Source organism: Pseudomonas sp. Q1, assembly GCF_009935975.1.
GTDB lineage: Bacteria > Pseudomonadota > Gammaproteobacteria > Pseudomonadales > Pseudomonadaceae > Aquipseudomonas > Aquipseudomonas palleroniana.
The window spans coordinates 438667-458267 of record NZ_QODI01000001.1 but is presented as its reverse complement, the minus strand read 5'-3'; the positions used below and the strand labels follow the sequence as shown (position 1 = coordinate 458267).

The window sequence follows — 19601 nt, the reverse complement described above, 5'->3', positions numbered from 1 at the left end:
GGCTTTTTCAGTCGATCGCCTGCAAGCACTCGGCAAATCGTTCAGCCAGGAAGCGTGCGGCAGGCCCGAGGTGTTCATCCCGACGCCAGACCAGTTCCACCACCAGGGCCGGTGGCGTCCATTCGCTGTCCAACTCGACCATTTGTTGCTGATAGGTGGGGTACTGCACGATATGCCGCGGCAGCCAGGCCCAACCCAAGCCACTCATCAACCATTCGGCCAGCACATAGAAACTGTCGGCGCGCCACACCAGAGGGCTGGCAGCCTCACTGCCGGGGTACACACTGGTCTGGGTCGACATCAACAGTTGGCGAAACTGTGCCAGGCGCTGGCAATCCACATATCGCTCCTTGGCGAGCGGGTGGTTCACGCCGCACACCGTGACCATTTCCACACTGCCCACCACCCGCCGCTCAAGCGCCTCGGGGATTTGGTCGTGATAGAACAGCAGGCCCAGGTCGGCTTTGCGCTCCACCAACTTACGCGCTACGTCGCCTTGGGCAGCGCTGGACAATTGCACTTCCAGCAACGGGTATTGCGCGGCCAGCGCTTCAAGGCTGTCGAGTACCGGCTGGAACAACATGGCTTCGTCCTGGGCCAGGCGCAGACAGGCTTCTTCACCCCGGGTCAAGGACAGCGCCCGACCATTGAGCCGCTCACACTGGCGCAACACCTCACGCGCCTCCTCCAGCAACACACTGCCCGCCTCGGTCAGGCGTGGCTGGCGGCCACTGCTACGATCAAACAGGCTCAGCCCCAGGTCCGCCTCAAGCAAGGCAATCCCATTGCTCACCGCCGATTGAGCCTTGCGCTGGTCACGGGCCACCGCGGAAAACGAACGCTGCTCGGCGACACTGACAAACAGGCGCATCTGCTCAAGGTTCCACTGCACGCTCATGGCCTAACCCATCTTTAATTCGGATAGGTAATGACTTTACCGCATCTTGGCAGTCGCTAGAATGCCGACCTTATCTAGCACGCAACACACCGAGGATTACCCCATGAATGTCGCCTACCTCTACCTGGCCATTGCCATTTGCTCGGAAGTGATCGCGACCGTTTCCATGAAAGCGGTCAAGGGCCTGAGCACACCCATCCCGCTGATGCTGATGATTGTGGGTTATGGCGTAGCGTTCTGGATGCTCACCCTGGTGGTGCGCAGCGTACCGGTGGGCGTGGCCTATGCGGTATGGGCAGGGCTGGGGATCGTGATGGTCAGTGTCGCGGCATTGTTCATCTACGGGCAGAAGCTGGATGTCCCGGCGATGCTGGGGATGGGCCTGATCGTACTGGGCGTGGTAGTGATTCAGTTGTTCTCGAAAACCGCCGGGCACTGACCGCTACTCAACAGGCTGTATACTGCGTCCCTTGTCTTGAACACTGAGGTCGCCGATGCCATCCGTTATTTCCACCGACGTACTGATTGTCGGCGCCGGGGTTGCCGGCCTCTGGCTGAATGCGCGCCTGCGCCGCCAGGGGTTTTCCACGGTACTGGTGGAAAGCGCCACCCTGGGCGGCGGGCAAAGCGTGAAGTCGCAGGGAATCATTCACGGTGGGGCGAAATATGCCCTGCACGGCGCGCTCACCGGCGCGTCCGAAGCCATTGCCGACATGCCGCGCCGCTGGCGTGAAGCCCTGGCAGGAACGGGCGAGCTGGATTTGTCCGGCGTACGCTTGCTGTCCGAAGCCCACTATCTATGGTCCCCCGGCACGCTCGCCGGCAACCTCACCAGCTTCTTTGCCAGCAAGGCCGTGCGCGGGCGTGTGGACCAGGTCAAAGGCGACGAATTGCCCCCCGCCCTGCAGGATCGCCGCTTCAAGGGCAAGGTCTATCGCTTGGCCGAACTCGTGGTGGACGTGCCGAGTGTGATTCAACGCCTGGCGCAACTGGGCGGTGATAGCCTGCTCGCCGCAAAGCAGATCGAACCGCTGCGCGAAGACGACCACTTGGTGGGCTTGAAGGTCGATGGCCGCGAGATCCGCGCGCAACGCATCGTGTTGAGTGCCGGCGCCGGCACGGCTGACTTGCTCGGCGCCCTGGGCCTCAGCCAACCGGCCATGCAGAAACGCCCCCTGCATATGATCATCGCCAAGGGCCCAGGCCTGAAGCCGCTGTATGCCCATTGCCTGGGTGGCGGCACCAAGCCGCGCCTCACCGTTACCACCCACCCGGCAGCGGATGGCAATTGGGTGTGGTACATCGGCGGAGATATCGCCGAAGCCGACGGTGTGGCACGTACCCCTGAAGAACAGATCGCCACCGCACAAAAGGAAGTGGCGCAACTGCTGCCGTGGATCGACATGAGCCAGACCCAGTGGGCCACCTTGCGGGTCGACCGCGCCGAGCCGCTGCAATCGGGTCTGAGCCGCCCCGACAATGCATTCCTCGCCGAACAGGGCCGTCTACTGGTGGGCTGGCCGACCAAGCTGGCCCTGGCGCCGGACTTCGCCGATCGCGTGCTCGACAGCCTGGAACGCGACGGTATCCGACCCGGCGCCGGCGAGCCTCTGCCCGACCTGCCGAAACCCGCGATCGGCGTGCCTGCCTGGGAGCAACTGTTGCCATGAGCCTGCCTACCTTGCACGACCTGCATCGCCCCCTGGGCAGCACGGGCCTGATCGTCTCGCCACTGGGCCTGGGCACCGTCAAACTGGGCCGCGACCAGGGCGTGAAATACCCCAGCGGCTTTCAGATCCCCGACGATGACGAAGCGCGAATGTTGTTGCGCCAGGCCCGACAGCTGGGCATCAACCTGATCGACACCGCCCCCGCCTACGGTCGCAGCGAAGAACGCCTGGGGCCGCTGCTACGTGGCCAGCGCAAGGATTGGGTGATTGTCAGCAAGGTTGGTGAAGAGTTTGCCGACGGCGTATCCCGTCATGACTTCAGTGAGGCCCACACCCGCCTGTCGATCGAGCGCAGCTTGAAAAGACTTGAAACGGATTTTATCGATCTGTTGCTGGTGCACTCCGACGGCAATGATCTGCACATCCTCAACGATTGTGAGGTTTACCAAACCCTGGCGGCACTGAAAAAAGAGGGCAAGATTCGCGGCTTCGGCTTCTCCGGCAAAACCGTTGAAGGCGGTGTGAAGGCTCTGGAACAAGGCGATTGCGCGATGGTCACCTACAATCTGAACGAGCAGGCCGAGAAGGCCGTGATTGATTACGCCGCGACCCATGGCAAAGGCATCCTGGTGAAAAAAGCCTTGGCCAGCGGCCACGTTTGCCTTGAGCCCGGAATGGATCCAATTCATGCCAGTTTCATGTTGTTGTTTGCGCAAACGGGCGTCGCCAGTGCTATTGTCGGGACCATCAACCCGCTGCACCTGGCCCATAACGTGGCGACCGCTGCCCAGGTCATTCGTCAACTCTGATGCCGCCGACGCGGCCGACCCCGTCGCAAGAAGGAGCCGACATGCCGCGAACGCTCATAAGAAAAAACCCCAGCAACTTCAAAACACTGCCGCTACACGTCGAAGCCACCCCCGAGGGCCTGAGCTACCAGAGCGTCGGCATGCCGCTCAATTTCGCCCAGACCCTGCAACGGCGCAAACCGGTAGACGTGCCGAACGCCGAGCGCTTTGCCCTGGAACTGGCCAACCTTGGCGTCTCGGTGCGACTGACGCTGCATTGGCAAAACAAGGACTACTGGGTGCTCGTGCGCCAACGCCGCCAGGACCGTGGCGATGTGGTGCTCAAGCTGATCTCCGGCTACGTCCCGGCCCATGAATTGAACCTGCCGCTGCACACCGCCATCCAGGAAATTGCCGAAGAGTGCCTGCTCGAAACCCCGGAAGGCTGGCTCGGCGGGCGCTTCAACGACACCTGGCTACCGGCGCCCTACTCCGCAGCCCTGCACTACCGTGAAGCCTTGCCCTTTCGCCTCAGCCCGCTGTCTGGCGCGGCGCGACCGGTGCGTTGCGCAACCACTCAATTGATCGAGCGCCCACGGGCTTATGTGCACCTGCCCACCGCATCGCTGCAGCTGATTTATGACTTGAGGCTGGAAGTACCGAAGGAAGCCAAGTCCCTGAGCCTGTTCCATGTCGATGAGCGCCTGGAAGGTGATCAGTTGGTCGCCCGCCTGGACCGCCAGCGCCCCGACCTGTACCTGATGCCTCTGAAAGACGGCCAGCCACTGGCCGAGCTTTACACCGTCAAGAAAGACCAACTGTACCCGGCGAGCACACGGGGTTTGTACCTGGCGGAAAGCTTCGCCCAACAGGAAGGCTGGTTGGTACGTGATGAGCGGATTCGCTGGAAAGACTGGCTCAGGCAGCAAGGCCTGGCAGAGCCGGAAAAAGAGTCGCGATTGAAGCATCTGGCACAGCGGATGCTGCGTAAAATCGTGCCAAAGAAAAAAGCCAGCCGATAAAGGCTGGCCTCCTTACCGTCAGCCTCTGAGCAAACGCTCCAGGCCCACCTTCAACGGCGTGGGCTCGGGCAGCGTAAAACTCGCCAGCAGCCGTTGGTTATTCGCCCGCGAATGTCGGATATCCCCAGAGCGTGCAGGCCCGTAAGTCACAGCCGGCAACTTGCCGACGATGTCTTGCAAGGCTTGCAGTACGTCCTTGAGCGTAGTGGTGCGGTTCCAACCGACATTGATTGCACCCAGCGGTGCAGCGGGCGCTTCAATGGCCTGTACCAGCACGTCCACCAGATCTTCCACGTACATGAAGTCACGGGTTTGCTCGCCATCGCCAAACACGGCGATCGGCACGCCTTGCTGCGCGCGCTCGCTGAAGATACTGATCACACCGGAATACGGCGATGACGGATCCTGGCGCGGCCCGAAGATATTGAAGAAACGGAAGATCACCGGCTCCAGGCCATGCTGGCGGCGGTAGAAATCGAAGTAATGCTCGCTGGCCAATTTATCGGACGCGTAAGGCGTCAATGGCGCCTTGGTGGTTTCTTCGGCAATCGAAGCCCCCTCGCCGTTGTTGCCATAGACCGCGGCGCTGGAGGCATACACCACACGCCTGACGCCGGCCTTGCGCATGGCCTCACAGACATTCAAGGTACCGACAAAATTGCTCTGGTGCGTGCTGACCGGGTCATCCACCGAGGCCTGCACCGAGGCCACTGCAGCCAAGTGCACCACGGCAGTCGCGCCGACGGCGGCCTTCGCCACCAGGTCCGCATCGGCGACATTACCTTCAATCAGCTCCAAACGCGGGTTATCCATCGACAAGTTGCTGCGTTTGCCGGTGGACAGGTTATCCAGCACCCGCACGCCATAGCCTTTGGCAAGCAACGCGTCCACCAGGTGCGAGCCAATGAAGCCCGCACCGCCGGTAATCAGGACCCACTTATCAAAGTTACTCATTGTTGCGGATCTTCTCGACAATCGCGGTGGTCGAGCTGTTCTCAACCAAGCCCAACACTTTGACCTTGCCGCCGTAGGCGCTGACGATGTCGGCACCGACCACCTGGTCGACGGAATAGTCACCGCCCTTGACCAGCACGTCCGGCTTGACCTGGGCCAGCAGATTTTCCGGGGTGCCTTCGGGGAAGCTGATCACCCAATCCACCGCGCCCAACCCCGCCAGCACCGCCATGCGACGGTCAACGCTGTTGATCGGACGGCCCGGACCTTTCAAGCGACTGACCGAAGCATCGTCATTGACCGCAACGATCAGGCGATCGCCTTGGGCACGCGCCTGCTCCAGGTAAGTCACATGGCCGGCATGCAGGATGTCGAAGCAGCCATTGGTGAACACAATGCTTTCGTTGTGGGCACGCGCATCGTCAATCGCCAGCAGCAACTGCTCGATACTCAGTACGCCACGCTCGGAACCTTCGGAACGCTGGATCGCCCGGCGCAGCTCAGGTGCACTGATGGCCGCCGTACCCAGTTTGCCAACCACAATGCCTGCCGCCAAATTGGCCAGGGCCACGGCGTGAGGCAATTCTTCACCTGCCGCGATAGACGCGGCCAAGGTAGAAATGACGGTGTCACCGGCACCGGTGACATCAAACACTTCACGGGCACGCGCCGGCAGGTGCATCGCCGGGTGGCCTGGGCGCAACAGGGTCATGCCGTGCTCGCCACGGGTCACCAGCAAGGCGCCCAGGTCGAGGTCGGCCATCAGCGCCGCACCCTTGCTCACCAAGTCATGCTCATCGGCGCAACCACCGACGATGGCTTCGAACTCACTGAGGTTCGGCGTGATCAGGCTGGCGCCCCGATAAATCGAGAAGTCCTTGCCCTTGGGATCGGCCAGCACCGGAATGCCCTTGGCCTTGGCGGCCTGAATCAGCGCCTGATGGTTCCTCAAGGCGCCTTTTCCGTAGTCGGACAACACCAGCACCTTGATGCCTTCGAGCAACTCATCAACCTGGCTGCCGAGAGCCAAGGCGTCGGTGGCGAAGGGTTCTTCGAAATCGATACGCAGCAACTGTTGGTGCCGGCTCATGACTCGCAACTTGACGATGGTCGGCTGATGGGCGATACGCTGGAACACCGCACGCACGCCGGCCCCGCGCAGGCTGTTGGCCAGGCTGTCGGCGGCTTCGTCGTCGCCGGTCACACCCACCAGGGAGGCTGGAGCGCCGAGCGCGGCAATATTGAGGGCAACGTTGGCAGCACCACCTGGACGGTCTTCGATTTGCTCGACCTTGACTACCGGCACCGGTGCCTCAGGGGAAATCCGTGAGGTACCACCATGCCAGTAACGGTCGAGCATGACATCGCCGACCACCAAGACAGGGGCTTGATCGAATCGCGGCATGGACAACTTCATGGTGCAACCCACATACAAAATGAACAGGGGCGCGATATTAGCACAGGGTTTGCGATGGCTTGTGACTAGCGCGACGCCGAATCCACTACGGGGCGAATGCTGGAGGGGGCGTGCCCGCCGATAGCGAAATATCAGCCGGCATTTCTGCAAGCTGACACTTCGCTATCGGGGGCAAGCCCCCTCCCACATTGCCCTGTGTACCTGTCGATCAGGTGATATCGGCCGATACCGGCGTATCCAGGCCCATGGAGTGCAGGCGGGCATAGTAGCCGTTTTGCGCGAGCAACTCGCCGTGGGTACCGCGCTCCACGATACGGCCATCGTCCATCACCAGGATCAGGTCAGCCTTCTCGATGGTCGACAGGCGGTGCGCGATCACCAGGGTCGTGCGACCTTGCATGACGTTGTCCAACGCCGCCTGAATGTGGCGCTCGGACTCGGTGTCGAGCGCCGAGGTGGCCTCGTCGAGAATCAGCAGCGGTGCATTCTTGAGTAGTGCACGGGCAATCGCCAGGCGCTGGCGCTGGCCACCGGACAACAACACGCCGTTTTCACCGACTTGGGTATCGAAGCCCTTGGGCAACTGGTCGATGAAGTCCTTGGCATTGGCATCCGCCGCCGCGGCTTCAACCGCCTCCCGTGGTGCTCCGGCCAGGTCGCCGTAAGCGATGTTGTTGGTCACGGTGTCACTGAACAGGGTGACATGCTGGGTTACCTGGGCGATATGCTTGCGCAGGTTGAGCAGCTTGTAGTCTTCGATTTCGACGCCATCGAGCAGAATCTCCCCACTCTCGTGGTGGTAAAAACGCGGGATGAGGCTGGCCAGGGTCGACTTGCCGCTGCCTGAGCGCCCAACCAGCGCAATCATCTGCCCCGGCTCGGCGGTGAAACTGATGTCCTTGAGCACATGACGCTCGGTGCCGGGGTAAGTGAAGTTCAACTGGCGCACTTCCAGGCGCCCGCTGACCTTGTCGCGCTCGATAGTGCCGTGGTCGACTTCAACCGCCTCGTCCAACTGCTCGAAAATGCTTTCAGCACCGGCGACACCTTTCTGGATGGTCGAGCTGACTTCCGACAGTTGGCGGATCGGCTTGGGCAACAAACCGGCCAACGTGATGTAGGCGACCATGTCACCGGCGGACGCATCGCCACGAAGATACAGAACCAGGAACATCAATACCGCCATGGCGGTGTAGATCACCAGTTGCAACGCCGGCGTGTAGATCGCGCCCGTACGGGTCATGCGCAGTTGCTTGTCGGTATTGCTCTGGCTGGCCTTGAGAAAACGCTTCTCCTCGTAGATTTCACCGCCGAAGCTGCGCACCACGCGATAGCCCTGGATGGTTTCCGAAGCCACGTGGGTCACGTCACCCATCGCCACCTGGATCTTTTTGCTCTGCTTGCGAAATTTCTTGCTGGCCGTGCTGACCATCACCGCAATCAGCGGCAGGATGGCGATCATGACGAGCGTCAGGCGCCAGTTCATGAACAACAGGGAGGCGAACAGGAAGATCACCGTCATGCCTTCACGGATGACCACCTTGATCGCATCGGTTGCCGCACCTGTGACCATGGTCACGTTGAAGGTGATGCGGGAAATCAGGTGTCCCGAGTTGTGGTTGTCGAAGTACCGGTTAGGCAGCGTCAGCAGGTTGTTGAACAACTGCACCCGCAGGTCGTGGACCAGGCCCAGGGAGACCTTGGCCAACAGGTAGTTGCCCAGGAAAGACCCCAGGCCCTGCCAGGCGGCGATCAAGATGATCAGCAGCGGCACGGCCTGCAGCAGTTGCAGGTCCCGCAGGAACGGCACAGTGGGGAACAACACGGCTTGCGGGTTGGACAGGCCATCGACAAAGTACTTGAGGATGTAACCCAGCATCGGCTGGGTTGACGCGAAAATCAGAAATCCGACGATACTCAACGCGAACAAGCCCATGTAAGGCTTAACGTAGCTGAGCAGGCGGAAGTATATTTTCAAGCTCGAAGGGCTTGCGCTCGGACTGGAGTCGGTCATATCACGCGGCGTTTTGAAAAAGGAGGCTGACTTTAGCACAGCTTCTCTGTTGTACTTGCACCCGGCTTGCCCCTCGGCCCGGCTGGATCCGACCGAAGACATTATATAGCCACTATCTTAAGATGGTCGGTTTTCTCTCTCTGGAATGGCTTTACTGTATGCACTCCAAGCGCCTTAGTTATGGCTCAAATCGCGTTTTCGACTTCCTGGTCCTTTGGATTTTGCCCATTGGCTTGTTGCTGCTCCTGAGCTCACTGTTCTTCGTGTCCAACCGCAACGTATTGCACCGAATCGTTTACATCCTTTTTACCGTACCGACCTTGTTCATGTTTTTGCAGCGTCCCCGAGAGCTCAGGGAACTGCTGCGTGAACCCTTGGCAATCGCGTTCCTGGTCTTCGCAGGCTGGGCTCTGACCAGCCTGCTGTGGAGTGTTGAACCCACCCTCGACAGCGACCTGCTCAAGCGCCCATTGAACACCTTCCTCCTGTTTGGCGGCTGCGCGCTGCTGCTGCATTACCGCGCCGAACTGTTCAAACCGATTTTCTTCGGTGCTGCGGTGATCGCCTTGGTGGTTTGCCTATGCAATCTGGTGGCGTTCGTCAAAGGGTTCGAGCCGGGCATGCGCATGATCGGCGGGCGTGGTGCCCTCGATAACCCGCTGCTCAGTTCTCATTTGTTCGGTTTCTTCTGCGTTTACTGGTTATATATCTGCATGACCACCAAGCGCCTCCAGGCGCTGTGGTTCAGCGTGCCGGCCACGATGATCATGGCTGCAGCCTTGCTGGCTACCGGCTCACGAACACCTTTGGTAGCCATGGCTCTCGCCGTTCTGTGGCTGAGTTTCCTCAGCCGTAACCGCCGCGCAGCACTGCTGATTACCGGCTTGGCAATAGCCCTGGTCGGATTACTGATCCTATACCCAGATGCCATCAGTGGGCGCGGCAGTTCGCTCCGCTTTGAAGTATGGGACCTGGCACTAGAACGCATTGCCGAACATCCTTGGATCGGCCACAGCTACAACTCCGAGCTGTACCTGACTTTCTGGAATGGCTACCAACTGTACGAACCTCACAGTTTTGCGCTGGGCGTTTTCTATTATGTCGGCATCATCGGCTTCATCCCGTGGGTATTCATGCTCGGACGGGGGTTGTATATAGGCATCAAACAACGTACGCAGCCGCTGTTTATCCTGGCATCGGCGCTCTTGGTGTACGGCATCGGCGCGGGCCTCACCGAAGGCGGCGGCATCCTTTCGCGGCCCAAGGAGCACTGGTTCCTGCTGTGGATTCCGCTGGCACTGCTGACCGGGCTGAGCATCGCCCAGCGTCGTCGAAGCTTGCTGGACACGCCGGTCAAAACCCTCACTCCGCAGGCGTTTGACCAACTATGCTGCAACGCCCACGTAATCGAGGCCGATGGCCTTGGCCCGAAGGTCCTGCGCCTGGAGGACGGCAGCTTCCTCAAGCTCTTCAGAGCCCGCCGCTGGTACACCTCCGGCTGGTTCAATCCTTATTCGGAACGCTTTGCCAGCAACGCTGCGCAGCTTCGCGCACTCGGCATCGTCGCGCCGACTATCCTCGACCTCTACAGCCTGCGCGACGGCAGCACCGCCGTGCGTTACCAGCCGCTGCCGGGGCTGACCGTGCGCCAGACCCTGCAAAGCCTGGACAGCAGCCTGCGCGGCGCTCTTGTGGAGCGTCTAGGCCGGTACATAGCCCTGCTTCACGAACGAGGCGTGTACTTCCGCTCTCTGCACCTGGGCAATGTACTGTTCATGGAAGACGGCGAGTTCGGGCTGATTGACGTGGCAGATATGCGCCTGTATCCGTCGGCACTGCGCAACGCCCTGCGTCAACGCAACCTCAAGCACATGCAGCGCTATTCGCAAGACCGCAACTGGTTGTTCGAGAGCCATTTTGAACAACTGATGCAAGGCTATGCCGCCGTCGCGTCGGCACAAGCCACGTTGAAGATCCGCGAAAAGGCACAGACGCTGCGTCCGACAGAACAGGATACAAGCCCCGCCAGCAGATGACAGGGCCCGTAGGGGGATCAGTCTTTTTCCAGCGGGGAAAAATACAGGCGGGCCAGGCCACGCCAGGTCTTCTTGTTCCAGGCGCGAAACGGAATCTGCGCCAACAACTCCCGGGCTAGCTCGCGATTGCGATTGGACGTCTTGAGGAACATGGAACTGAGGAACTTGTAACGCACCTCGTCGTACAGCGGGTGATCGCTGAACAGGGCGTAGGTGCGCAGGATGCTGTCGATCATGAAGCGGTGGTTTTTGTAGGAGTTGGTAGCGTGCTTGCGATAGCGCGCCATCACCACGTTCAAACCGTCGATGAAGTAACCCGCGTGAGTGATCTTCAATTCGATGAACAAGTCTTCCAGACGAATCTGCGGGTCGAACCCCCCGACCGCCTCCAGCGCCTCGCGCCGAATCATCAGCGTCGGTGCTGGCGGATAAGGCTTGCGCTCCAGGAACATGTCATCGAAATCGAGGCGCCGGAAGGGTACATCGCGGCGCTGGCGGCTTTCGGGATACAGCGCCCCCTCGGAGTCGATCAGTTCGATATTACCTGCGCAAATCCCCACCTCTGGCTTGCCGTCCATATAGGCAACCTGGGTCGCAATACGCTCGGGCAACATAATGTCATCGGAACCGAACGGCACAATCAACGAGCCCCTGGCGCGTGCGATGGCGTCATTGAGAGTGTTGGTCAGCCCCTGGTTCTGCTGTACGCGAAAATCAAAGGCGTGATGTTCCAGCAAGCCGCGAATGCGCACGACGCTGTCATCGGTGGAGCCGTCATCGATCACCAGCAGCTCGATGTTGGCATACGTCTGGTTCAGTACGCTCAGGATGCTCTCTTCTATATAGGGAGCGTGGTTGTACGACGCGATGATCACAGTGACCAACGGTTGATTCTGGTTCATACATTCTCTCTGCGTGCTTGAGCCAGTCCCGACTCGATGAGCTCGAGATATTCGCGACGGAACACCTCGATGTCATGATTGGCCTGGAGGTACTGATAAGCCTGTTCACCCTTGCGCGCCAAGGCGTCATCGGGCAGAGCCAGGTAGCTGTCCAGCGCCTGCGCCAGCGCCGCAACGTTGGCCGGTTCGACCGCCAGGCCGCCCGCACCCTCGATCAATGGCAGCATGGCCGGCACGCTCGACGCGATGATCGGCAGTCGCCCACTCATGCCTTCCAGCAGCGCCAGGCCCAAGCCCTCGGCCAGGGACGGCATCGCCCAGATGTCAAAAGCGCGCACATAACGCAAAGCGTTCTCGCGAAAGCCGAGCAAGTGGACACGACCGCTCAAGCCCAGGCGCTCGATTTCAGCCGACAAGTTGGCCTCCTCCCGTCCGGCGCCGATGATAGCCGTCTGCGCCGAGGGATAGCGCTCCTTGAGCTGCGCAAAAGCCTGCAGTAAATAAGTATGCCCCTTGACCGGCACCAGCCGGCCCAACGCTCCGACCAAGCGCACCGAAGGGTCGAGCCCCAGCAGCTCACGCGCCTGCTCCCGGGAATACTGCAATGCATCGGTCTGTTCGATATCGATGGCATTGGTAATCGCGTAGGTGTTGCTGTCGGTGAAGCCGCACTGACAGTCCAGCAGGTACTGCTTGACCGCCGGTGACACGCCGACAAACCGCCAATGGCCGTCAATCAGTCGCTGGGCCTGTTTGCGGCGGTATAAGCGGTCGTACTCGCCAAACCCGTGGGAGATCCCGATACACAGGGGGATCTTCAACCAGCGGTTGAGCTGCAGCAGCATGTTGACGGGCTTGAAGCGGTTGCACACCACTACGTCGAAGCGTTCCTTGCGGCAGAACTGATACAGGCGCCACATGGCAAGCAGGCGCATGCCTTTGAGGGCCTTGTCGGAAAACTCGAAATACACCGATGCGTGCGCACGGCTCACCGGCTCGCCCGGCCCCGGTCGACCGCGCAGGAAGGCTGCGGTGACCTCATAGCGATCCGTCGGCAGTGCCTTGACGATCTGCTCGGCCAAGTCAGCGAAATCATGGGATTTGACATTGTAGTCAGGCTGCAACTGCAAGACTTTGAACCGCCGGCTCATAACGCTCCTCGATGGAAACCCGTAGCATCAACAATCCAGGACGGTGCAGCCGCCAGCGCCTGGATCTGATCAGGACACGGTGTTTCCACCAATGGCCACTGATTACGCTTCCAACAGACAAAATGAAAATAGGGAAATTCCCGCTCGCCGTCCCGGTCATTGGTCAGGTGTCCCTTGTTCCAATACCACTGGTGCGGGAAGCGGTCCGTGCCGTCGTGCCATTTGATCACGCCGCCGGGCGTGCTGAATGCCTCGACAAACTCACTCTGCCGGCGCCACGGGTTGAGCTTACCGACCAGCTCGAACAATGGCTTAGGAAAGTTCTTGCGCCACAGGAAGATCCTGCTGAAGGCGCCCTCGTCCAGCGCATGGTGCTTCTGATCGGTGAAACGTTGCTGCCAATTCTTCATCTGCATGAACACTTCGCGCTTGCTGGCGGTGTTGCGCATCAGGCACAAGTGGCCCGCCACGCGGCGCTCATGGGTGGAGAACAAGTTGTAGCCGGCAAGACGCTCTGCGGTGAAATAGTTACGCAGGTTGCCGTAGATCAGGTCCAGATCGCCAAAGGCCCAGAAATCATACTCTTCAAGCCGGTCGGCGTGGATATACCCGAGCGCTGGCTTGATGTCGCACAGTTTGTAAGCAGCCTGAGGGGCAAACGGGATATTCAGGCGCTGTGATACCAGGGCGCAGTAATCGGCAAATGTGATGTGCTCGATGCGCACATTGGTCGGGACGTTGGCCGGCATTGGACAATCACTGAACAACAGCCAGTCGATATCCGGATTGTGACGGCAGCTTTCCAGGAAAAACGGCATCCAGAACGGCCAGCAGCCGAAGTAGGGGATGATAAAAATAATACGAGGGCATGGGTTGATCAAAACGGGGACTCACTGCCATTTACAGAGAGCACTCAGTGCTCTCTCACATTGCCGAACGCTTGGGGACGTCGGATCACCCAGTACAGCTCATGACGACGGACGGCCTTGCGGAAAAACTCGTTTTCTCCCCAAGGTGAAATCGTCCGGCGCGCCAGAACCCGCTGGATAACCCGCCGCAGTCGCCGCTTGAACGGCATCCGCGGTTGCAAGTCATGCATCATTCCAAGCGACATTGCCTTGTCACACTGCTGCTCATCAGTCAGCGATATGCAATAAGGGTGCAAAGTGTACGTTGAATCAAAGAAAGGTGGCAAAGCGACACCACTGCCGGCATCCCCCATCGGCCAGCGATCATTGTCGTGCAAGTGATTGGCGTATCCGAGCAACATGGACGGTTGCCATTCCAACCCCTGCAGCGCTTCCAGCACCGCTTGCTGCGCGCAGATATGGTCAGGATGCGGGTCGATGACCGGATGCGGTAACACGATGACTTCGGGGCGCGCCGTCAGTAACAAGTGACGCAGGTCAGCCAGCAGGTTGTTCCAGGTCGGCAAACCGTCACCATCGGTCGGCAGCGGGAATGGGTTGAATTGGCGAAACAGACGGGTATCCGCAAGGTCCGCTTCCCGCGAGGTAACCGGCACGTCCGGCGCGGCCTGCATGGCTTGCAGTTGCAGGCAAAAATAGCCCAGTTGCACGCAATGGGATTCGGGCACACCGGCCCAGCGCGGTACGGCGATACTGTCCCAGGCACGCAGCCGACCCTTGACGCGCGACGCCTCGACAGCCCCCAGGCCCATCTGCCGGTAATGTTCAGCTTCGATTTCACCGGCGGTCAGGGTCACGATCCACGGTTCTTCGGCCTGGCTGTAAAGGCCGAACGCCGCCAACTCAGCGTCATCGGCATGGGGCGCGACCACCATCACTCGCCGCGTACTCAGGTCAGGGTTGCTCCAGGCCCACAGCTTGGGCGCGCCTTTGAACCGGCAATGACGCGCACGTACCCGCAACTCCCCGGCGAGCAGGGCCGGCGCCAGCCCCGTCAGATTGACATAGCGCGTACCGTTTACACCGCGCTCGAATGCTTGACGGTCGACCTGCCCGCCGCCTGTCAGCTCGACGGCAGGGTCAAGAAAACGCCCCAGCCAACGGCTCTCCAACCCAATGGCCAGTATCAACGTGGCGTCCGCCTTCAATTCGTCAGGCCGATCAAGTAGCAGCCGATCGCCCTCCAGCCGCACTCCGGCCAATTGAGCGTCTTCTGCAAACGGGTATTGATAGTCTTGCGACGGCGAGTAGAACAAATGGTCGGCAAACCAGGCTTCGTGGGCGACCCATGCCAACACGGCCAGCACTATCGGTAGCCACCAGGCCACCAGCACGCCAATGACCACCAACAGCAACAAACCGATCAACAGACCGATGCGCTTGTTACGCCGGTGACGCTTGAGCAACTGCTGCTTGCGACTCATACGCTGAATACCTGCACCGGGTTGCACCAGCGGTCCTTATACTCGCGATCGGCCCGACCGAAAGAAAACCGCAGCGGTTTGCCGACTTCTCGCGCCTGCTCCCAGGCGGCTTGGGTATTGAGAAAGCTCAGGACGCTGCCTGGGCTGAATGAGCGGGTTTCAGGGTCGACACCACCATTGACATATTCCACGCTGATCCAGTCGGACGACTCGACCCGGTACACCAACTGCACAGCAATCGGCGCATCGTTAAGAAAAATAACCGAGCCGATCAGCCATTCACGCAGCAACTCGATCACCTCGGCCATCCGCTCGGCACCCGTGGCGACAAAACCCCAGCGACGCAGGAACAAATCGCAGTAGATCGCAGCCAGTTCCTGGCTGGAAAATTCGCTCACCGACCGCACGACACCACCAGCCTCCTCCAACAAGCGCAACTCACGGCGCTGGTTGTAGCGAAACTTCTTCGACAATTCTTCCGGGGTACGCGCCATGGCCAACTGTTCGGGCTGGGGCTTGAGCCCGCTGAAACGCCCCTCATTAAGGGTCGACAAGTAACGGGCCCGGTGACGCAGCGGTGCCTGGGCATCGACGGCGGCCGGCAGGATCAATTCGGCATTGCCCAGGTCGAAGAGGCCCTTCTTGCCCCGACGCTTGAGTACATCCTTGGACAACGCCAGGTCGCGCCCCCACGTAGCAATGCACGCCTTGAGTTCGTCGCCTTGCTCCCAAGCCAGATAGCGCACGGGAATACCCGCCAGCGCGGCCAGGCGTTCGATGATCTGCGGATGGGTGGCGACACTGCCGCCGAAACGCTTCCACGCGGCGCTGTAGGCAGTCGCGTCGACAACGGACCAGCCACGCTCACGCCAGCCTTGAAATCGATTGAGCATCAAGCCCCCGCGGTCAGTTCAATTACGTGGGGCAACTGCCAGAAAGCCGTGTGTACTGCCTGATCCGAGAACTGTGCATGCAGACGCTCCAGCATCATTTCGGCGCACTGGCGCTTCTGCTGCGGGCCCATTGCAGCCAGATGGACCAGGCCCTGTGCCAGGTGCTCGGCATCACCGAAGGGAAACAATATGCCAACGCCTTCGACCACTTCCCGCGCACCGCCGCAAGCCGTGGCCAGCAACGGTACACCGGCAGCCATGGCTTCAAGCAGCACCATGCCGAAGGGCTCGTGGTCGGAACTCAGGGCAAAGGCATCGAACGCACGGAAATACAGGCGCGCATTCGGCACCTGGCCGAGGAACAACACCCGATCGGCAATCCCCAATTCGCGAGCCTGGCTCTTGAGGTCTTGCTCCAGGCGCCCGCTGCCGAGGATCGCCAGCTTGCTTTCAGCCGGCAACTGCGCCAATGCCAGGGCAAAGCCCTTGAGCAGCGTGGCCTGGTCTTTGTCCGGGTGCAGGCGACCGACGTTGCCGACCACCCACTCGTCGGGTGACAACCCCAGGGCGTCGCGTGCCTCATCCTTCGACACCTGTTGCCCCTGCAGGGCCTCGACATCGATGCGGTTATACAAAGTCTGAATACGTGCCTCCGGCCATTTCGGCAGGCAGCGACGGATGTCATCACGCACCGCGTCCGAAACTGCCAGCAGGCTCAGGCGCTTCTGGAAGATCGAGGCAAACAGGCGACGACCTCGACGCTGATAGTCACCAAAGGCGTGATGCACGCCGATGACCTGCAACCCCGTGCCCAGCAGGGCGATGTAAATGGGTTTGGCGCGGTGGGCAATGCAGAAGCTGAAGTTGCGTGACGCGGCAATCTTGCGCATCTGGGCGATGGCCGACAGCTTCAGGCCACGGATGGCCTTGGAGCTGTATTCCATGAACAACACTTCATCACTGGCACAGGCCGCCGCCACGCCGGGGTCGGCGACCCCGGTGAGGAACACCGTGGTCACCTTGTAACCCGAGCCCGCGAACAGGCTGGCGTATTGCCGCGCGCAGTCCAGGAACGGCCCGTCATAGCCGTGGCAGAATTGCAGGACCTGCCGATCAGCCGAGCGCGTCATAAGGGTCCACGCCGTCTTTGACGACCAGGATGTCTTCCATGATCAGGTACTGCAGGTCGGAGCCGAAGAACATGTTCAACGCATCGGTCGGCGAGCAGATCATCGCTTCGCCACGACGGTTGAGCGAGGTGTTCAGGGACACGCCGTTGCCGGTCAGTACTTCCAGCTCTTTCATCATGTCGTAGTAGCGCGGGTTGTATTCGCGCTTGAGCACCTGGGCTCGGGAGGTGCCATCTTCATGGACCACTTCCGGCACGCGGGTTTTCCATTCCTCGGCCACTTCAAAGGTGAAGGTCATGAACGGCGCCGGGTGGTCGACCTTGATCATCTGCGGGGCCACAGTGTCGAGCATCGACGGGCAGAAAGGCCTCCAGCGCTCGCGGAACTTGATCTGGTGGTTGATGCGGTCAGCCACGCCGGTGGCGCTTGGGCAACCGATGATCGAACGGCCGCCCAACGCACGCGGACCGAATTCCATGCGGCCCTGGAACCAGGCTACCGGGTTGCCGTCGACCATGATCTTGGCGATGCGCTTAGGCATGTTTTCGATCTTGCGCCAGTTCGGCTTGCTCTCGTGTTTGGCGCACGCGGCGATCACGTCTTCGTTGCTGTAGGACGGGCCGAGGTAGACGTGTTCCATCTTCTCTACCGGTACACCACGAGCGTGTGACACATAGGCCGCCGCGCCAACCGCAGTGCCGGCGTCGCCGGACGCCGGTTGCACGAACAGCTCTTTCACGTCGTCACGCGCGATGATCTTCTGGTTGAGCTTGACGTTCAGCGCACAGCCGCCGGCGAAGGCCAGCTTGCCGGTGTCCTTGAGGATGTCGCCCAGGTAATGGTCGATCATCTGCAGGGCCAGCTTCTCGAACAGCGCCTGCATGCTGGCGGCATAGTGGATGTACGGCTCGTCGGCGATGTCACCCTCGCGTTTCGGGCCCAGCCACTCGATCAGTTTCGGCGAGAAGTAGAAGCCCTTGCCCTTCTCTTTGTAACGGCGCAGGCCGATGACGTTGGCATAGTCGGTGTTGATCACCAACTCGCCATTCTCAAACGAGGCCAGGCGGGAGAAGTCGTACTTGCTGGCATCGCCATACGGCGCCATGCCCATGACCTTGAACTCACCGTCGAGCATCTCGAAGCCGAGGAACTCGGTGATTGCACCGTACAGGCCGCCCAGGGAGTCCGGATCGTAGAATTCCTTGATCTTGTGGATCTTGCCGTTTTCGCCGTAGCCGAAGAACGTGGTGGCGTACTCGCCCTTGCCGTCGATGCCCAGGATCGCGGTTTTTTCCTGGAAGCCCGAGCAGTGGTAGGCGCTGGAAGCATGAGCCAGGTGGTGTTCAACCGGTTCGATCTTGATCTTCTTCGGATCGAAGCCCAGTTGCTCCAGGCACCAGACGATCTTGTTGCGATAGCGCTTGTAGCGACGGTTGCCCATCAGGATCGCGTCAAGGGCGCGGTCCGGGGCGTACCAGTAACGCTTGGCATAGTGCCAGCGCGCCTCACCGAACAGGCTGATCGGAGCGAATGGGATCGCCACTACGTCAACGTCGGAAGGCTTGATGCCGGCCTGTTCCAGGCAGAACTTCGCCGACTCGTAAGGCATGCGGTTCTTTGCATGTTTGTCGCGTACGAAGCGCTCTTCTTCGGCGGCCGCGATCAGCTTGCCGTCGATATACAAGGCTGCGGAAGGATCATGGCTAAGGGCGCCGGACAGGCCAAGAATCGTCAATGCCACAGGGGTCTAGCCTCTTTTAGTCTGCATGCAGGCGGGTTGCGCCTGAAAAAAGTGTGCCTCCCACCTCGGCGGGAAACAGCTAAAGGGCGGGATTATAGCTTAAAAGCAGCACAAGACTGTTAGCGGCAAGAGGATCGGCGCGGCTTAACGGTAGACATAGAGGTAGCCGTACTCGACTTGCCGATACAGGGTATAGGGCAGAACGACCGTGTCCAATGCACCCGACAAGGCGATATCAGCCAACACAAACGGTATGAGCACGCCCGTCGGGTCTGGCGCAGCGTGCAGCAGGCAGAAATCAAACGCCACGCCGCTGTAGATACGAGGAATGGCCGCACAATAGGTTTTTTGCTTGCGCAGCTCTCGGGTCGCTGCGACATCTTCACGCAGCACCGTATTGAGTGTGCCGCAGCCACTGATCGTCATTGAAACCAAACCGACTGCCAGCGCAGTTTTTATTTTCATGGCGAGCCCTCAGAGATGGTTCGCCACGCTAGCACCTGACTTGATCGGGGTTCAGCCCAGCCCCGCCGATACAACGCGTAGGATGCTTCCGAAATGCGCAAAAACTGCCAAACCACTAAACTCGCGTCCTTTTGCGCGTTTACACACAAAGCGCCTCGCATTTCGGC

Annotated in this window: 17 protein-coding genes; 5 read left to right on the top strand and 12 right to left on the bottom strand. The window is 60.3% G+C overall.

Annotated features, from left to right (window positions below):
- Positions 1–7 precede the first annotated feature (7 nt).
- On the bottom strand, positions 8–898 hold the full coding sequence (locus tag DK870_RS01915; protein ID WP_060755134.1) for a LysR family transcriptional regulator: 891 nt from the start codon (positions 896–898) through the stop codon (positions 8–10).
- A 103-nt stretch (positions 899–1001) separates the two neighbouring features.
- On the opposite strand from DK870_RS01915, the gene DK870_RS01910 reads away from it, so the two are divergent.
- The 4 genes from DK870_RS01910 to DK870_RS01895 are packed head-to-tail and all read left to right on the top strand — an operon-like array spanning position 1002 to position 4378.
- Complete coding sequence (locus tag DK870_RS01910; RefSeq protein WP_060755135.1) at positions 1002–1337, top strand: multidrug efflux SMR transporter; 336 nt, start codon at positions 1002–1004, stop codon at positions 1335–1337.
- A 55-nt stretch (positions 1338–1392) separates the two neighbouring features.
- Positions 1393–2568 carry an FAD-binding oxidoreductase gene (locus DK870_RS01905; protein ID WP_060755136.1) on the top strand — a complete coding sequence of 392 codons (1176 nt, stop codon included), beginning with the start codon at positions 1393–1395 and terminating at the stop codon, positions 2566–2568.
- Positions 2565–3377 (top strand): aldo/keto reductase, encoded by an 813-nt coding sequence (locus DK870_RS01900; protein WP_161547757.1) that lies wholly within the window; start codon positions 2565–2567, stop codon positions 3375–3377. Before DK870_RS01905 ends, DK870_RS01900 begins: the two co-directional genes overlap by 4 nt.
- A gap of 41 nt (positions 3378–3418) precedes the next feature.
- Positions 3419–4378: a metal ABC transporter ATPase gene (locus tag DK870_RS01895; protein ID WP_090367178.1), complete on the top strand. Its 960-nt coding sequence runs from the start codon at positions 3419–3421 to the stop codon at positions 4376–4378.
- A gap of 18 nt (positions 4379–4396) precedes the next feature.
- Here the strand turns inward: DK870_RS01895 and DK870_RS01890 are convergent, their stop codons facing one another.
- The 3 genes from DK870_RS01890 to msbA form a co-directional block, all read right to left on the bottom strand.
- Positions 4397–5332, bottom strand: a complete 936-nt coding sequence (locus tag DK870_RS01890) for an NAD-dependent epimerase/dehydratase family protein (RefSeq protein WP_161547756.1) — start codon at positions 5330–5332, stop codon at positions 4397–4399.
- Entirely contained in the window at positions 5325–6749 is a 1425-nt protein-coding gene (gene hldE / locus DK870_RS01885; RefSeq protein ID WP_060755139.1) for a bifunctional D-glycero-beta-D-manno-heptose-7-phosphate kinase/D-glycero-beta-D-manno-heptose 1-phosphate adenylyltransferase HldE, read from the bottom strand. The genes DK870_RS01890 and hldE overlap by 8 nt, the downstream gene beginning before the upstream one ends.
- A gap of 208 nt (positions 6750–6957) precedes the next feature.
- Positions 6958–8763, bottom strand: a complete 1806-nt coding sequence (msbA, locus tag DK870_RS01880; protein ID WP_161547755.1) for a lipid A export permease/ATP-binding protein MsbA — start codon at positions 8761–8763, stop codon at positions 6958–6960.
- A gap of 158 nt (positions 8764–8921) precedes the next feature.
- Between msbA and DK870_RS01875 the strand changes: the two genes are divergently transcribed.
- Complete coding sequence (locus tag DK870_RS01875) at positions 8922–10799, top strand: O-antigen ligase family protein (protein ID WP_104995347.1); 1878 nt, start codon at positions 8922–8924, stop codon at positions 10797–10799.
- A gap of 17 nt (positions 10800–10816) precedes the next feature.
- Here DK870_RS01875 and DK870_RS01870 read toward each other — a convergent pair whose 3' ends face one another.
- The 8 genes from DK870_RS01870 to DK870_RS01835 form a co-directional block, all read right to left on the bottom strand.
- On the bottom strand, positions 10817–11701 hold the full coding sequence (locus tag DK870_RS01870; protein WP_161547754.1) for a glycosyltransferase: 885 nt from the start codon (positions 11699–11701) through the stop codon (positions 10817–10819).
- Positions 11698–12852 (bottom strand): glycosyltransferase, encoded by a 1155-nt coding sequence (locus DK870_RS01865; protein ID WP_161547753.1) that lies wholly within the window; start codon positions 12850–12852, stop codon positions 11698–11700. The genes DK870_RS01870 and DK870_RS01865 overlap by 4 nt, the downstream gene beginning before the upstream one ends.
- Positions 12849–13733, bottom strand: a complete 885-nt coding sequence (locus tag DK870_RS01860) for a DUF6625 family protein (protein ID WP_104995346.1) — start codon at positions 13731–13733, stop codon at positions 12849–12851. Before DK870_RS01860 ends, DK870_RS01865 begins: the two co-directional genes overlap by 4 nt.
- Before the next feature lie 32 nt (positions 13734–13765).
- Positions 13766–15205, bottom strand: a complete 1440-nt coding sequence (locus DK870_RS01855) for a PIG-L deacetylase family protein (RefSeq protein ID WP_161547752.1) — start codon at positions 15203–15205, stop codon at positions 13766–13768.
- Complete coding sequence (locus DK870_RS01850) at positions 15202–16098, bottom strand: antimicrobial resistance protein Mig-14 (protein ID WP_161547751.1); 897 nt, start codon at positions 16096–16098, stop codon at positions 15202–15204. Before DK870_RS01850 ends, DK870_RS01855 begins: the two co-directional genes overlap by 4 nt.
- On the bottom strand, positions 16098–17228 hold the full coding sequence (locus tag DK870_RS01845; RefSeq protein ID WP_161547750.1) for a glycosyltransferase: 1131 nt from the start codon (positions 17226–17228) through the stop codon (positions 16098–16100). Before DK870_RS01845 ends, DK870_RS01850 begins: the two co-directional genes overlap by 1 nt.
- Positions 17212–18969, bottom strand: a complete 1758-nt coding sequence (locus tag DK870_RS01840) for a carbamoyltransferase (protein WP_161547749.1) — start codon at positions 18967–18969, stop codon at positions 17212–17214. Before DK870_RS01840 ends, DK870_RS01845 begins: the two co-directional genes overlap by 17 nt.
- A gap of 144 nt (positions 18970–19113) precedes the next feature.
- Positions 19114–19434: a YceK/YidQ family lipoprotein gene (locus DK870_RS01835; protein WP_161547748.1), complete on the bottom strand. Its 321-nt coding sequence runs from the start codon at positions 19432–19434 to the stop codon at positions 19114–19116.
- Positions 19435–19601 lie beyond the last annotated feature (167 nt).

Bases quoted from the DNA above. Each gene is read 5' to 3' on its own strand.
- DK870_RS01855 (WP_161547752.1), bottom strand. From the start codon at position 15,205: ATGAGTCGCAAGCAGCAGTTGCTCAAGCGTCACCGGCGTAACAAGCGC.
- DK870_RS01850 (WP_161547751.1), bottom strand. From the start codon at position 16,098: ATGCTCAATCGATTTCAAGGCTGGCGTGAGCGTGGCTGGTCCGTTGTC.
- DK870_RS01870 (WP_161547754.1), bottom strand. From the start codon at position 11,701: ATGAACCAGAATCAACCGTTGGTCACTGTGATCATCGCGTCGTACAAC.
- DK870_RS01905 (WP_060755136.1), top strand. From the start codon at position 1,393: ATGCCATCCGTTATTTCCACCGACGTACTGATTGTCGGCGCCGGGGTT.
- DK870_RS01845 (WP_161547750.1), bottom strand. From the start codon at position 17,228: ATGACGCGCTCGGCTGATCGGCAGGTCCTGCAATTCTGCCACGGCTAT.
- DK870_RS01910 (WP_060755135.1), top strand. From the start codon at position 1,002: ATGAATGTCGCCTACCTCTACCTGGCCATTGCCATTTGCTCGGAAGTG.
- DK870_RS01835 (WP_161547748.1), bottom strand. From the start codon at position 19,434: ATGAAAATAAAAACTGCGCTGGCAGTCGGTTTGGTTTCAATGACGATC.
- DK870_RS01865 (WP_161547753.1), bottom strand. From the start codon at position 12,852: ATGAGCCGGCGGTTCAAAGTCTTGCAGTTGCAGCCTGACTACAATGTC.
- DK870_RS01915 (WP_060755134.1), bottom strand. From the start codon at position 898: ATGAGCGTGCAGTGGAACCTTGAGCAGATGCGCCTGTTTGTCAGTGTC.
- hldE (WP_060755139.1), bottom strand. From the start codon at position 6,749: ATGAAGTTGTCCATGCCGCGATTCGATCAAGCCCCTGTCTTGGTGGTC.
- DK870_RS01890 (WP_161547756.1), bottom strand. From the start codon at position 5,332: ATGAGTAACTTTGATAAGTGGGTCCTGATTACCGGCGGTGCGGGCTTC.
- DK870_RS01900 (WP_161547757.1), top strand. From the start codon at position 2,565: ATGAGCCTGCCTACCTTGCACGACCTGCATCGCCCCCTGGGCAGCACG.
- msbA (WP_161547755.1), bottom strand. From the start codon at position 8,763: ATGACCGACTCCAGTCCGAGCGCAAGCCCTTCGAGCTTGAAAATATAC.
- DK870_RS01875 (WP_104995347.1), top strand. From the start codon at position 8,922: ATGCACTCCAAGCGCCTTAGTTATGGCTCAAATCGCGTTTTCGACTTC.
- DK870_RS01895 (WP_090367178.1), top strand. From the start codon at position 3,419: ATGCCGCGAACGCTCATAAGAAAAAACCCCAGCAACTTCAAAACACTG.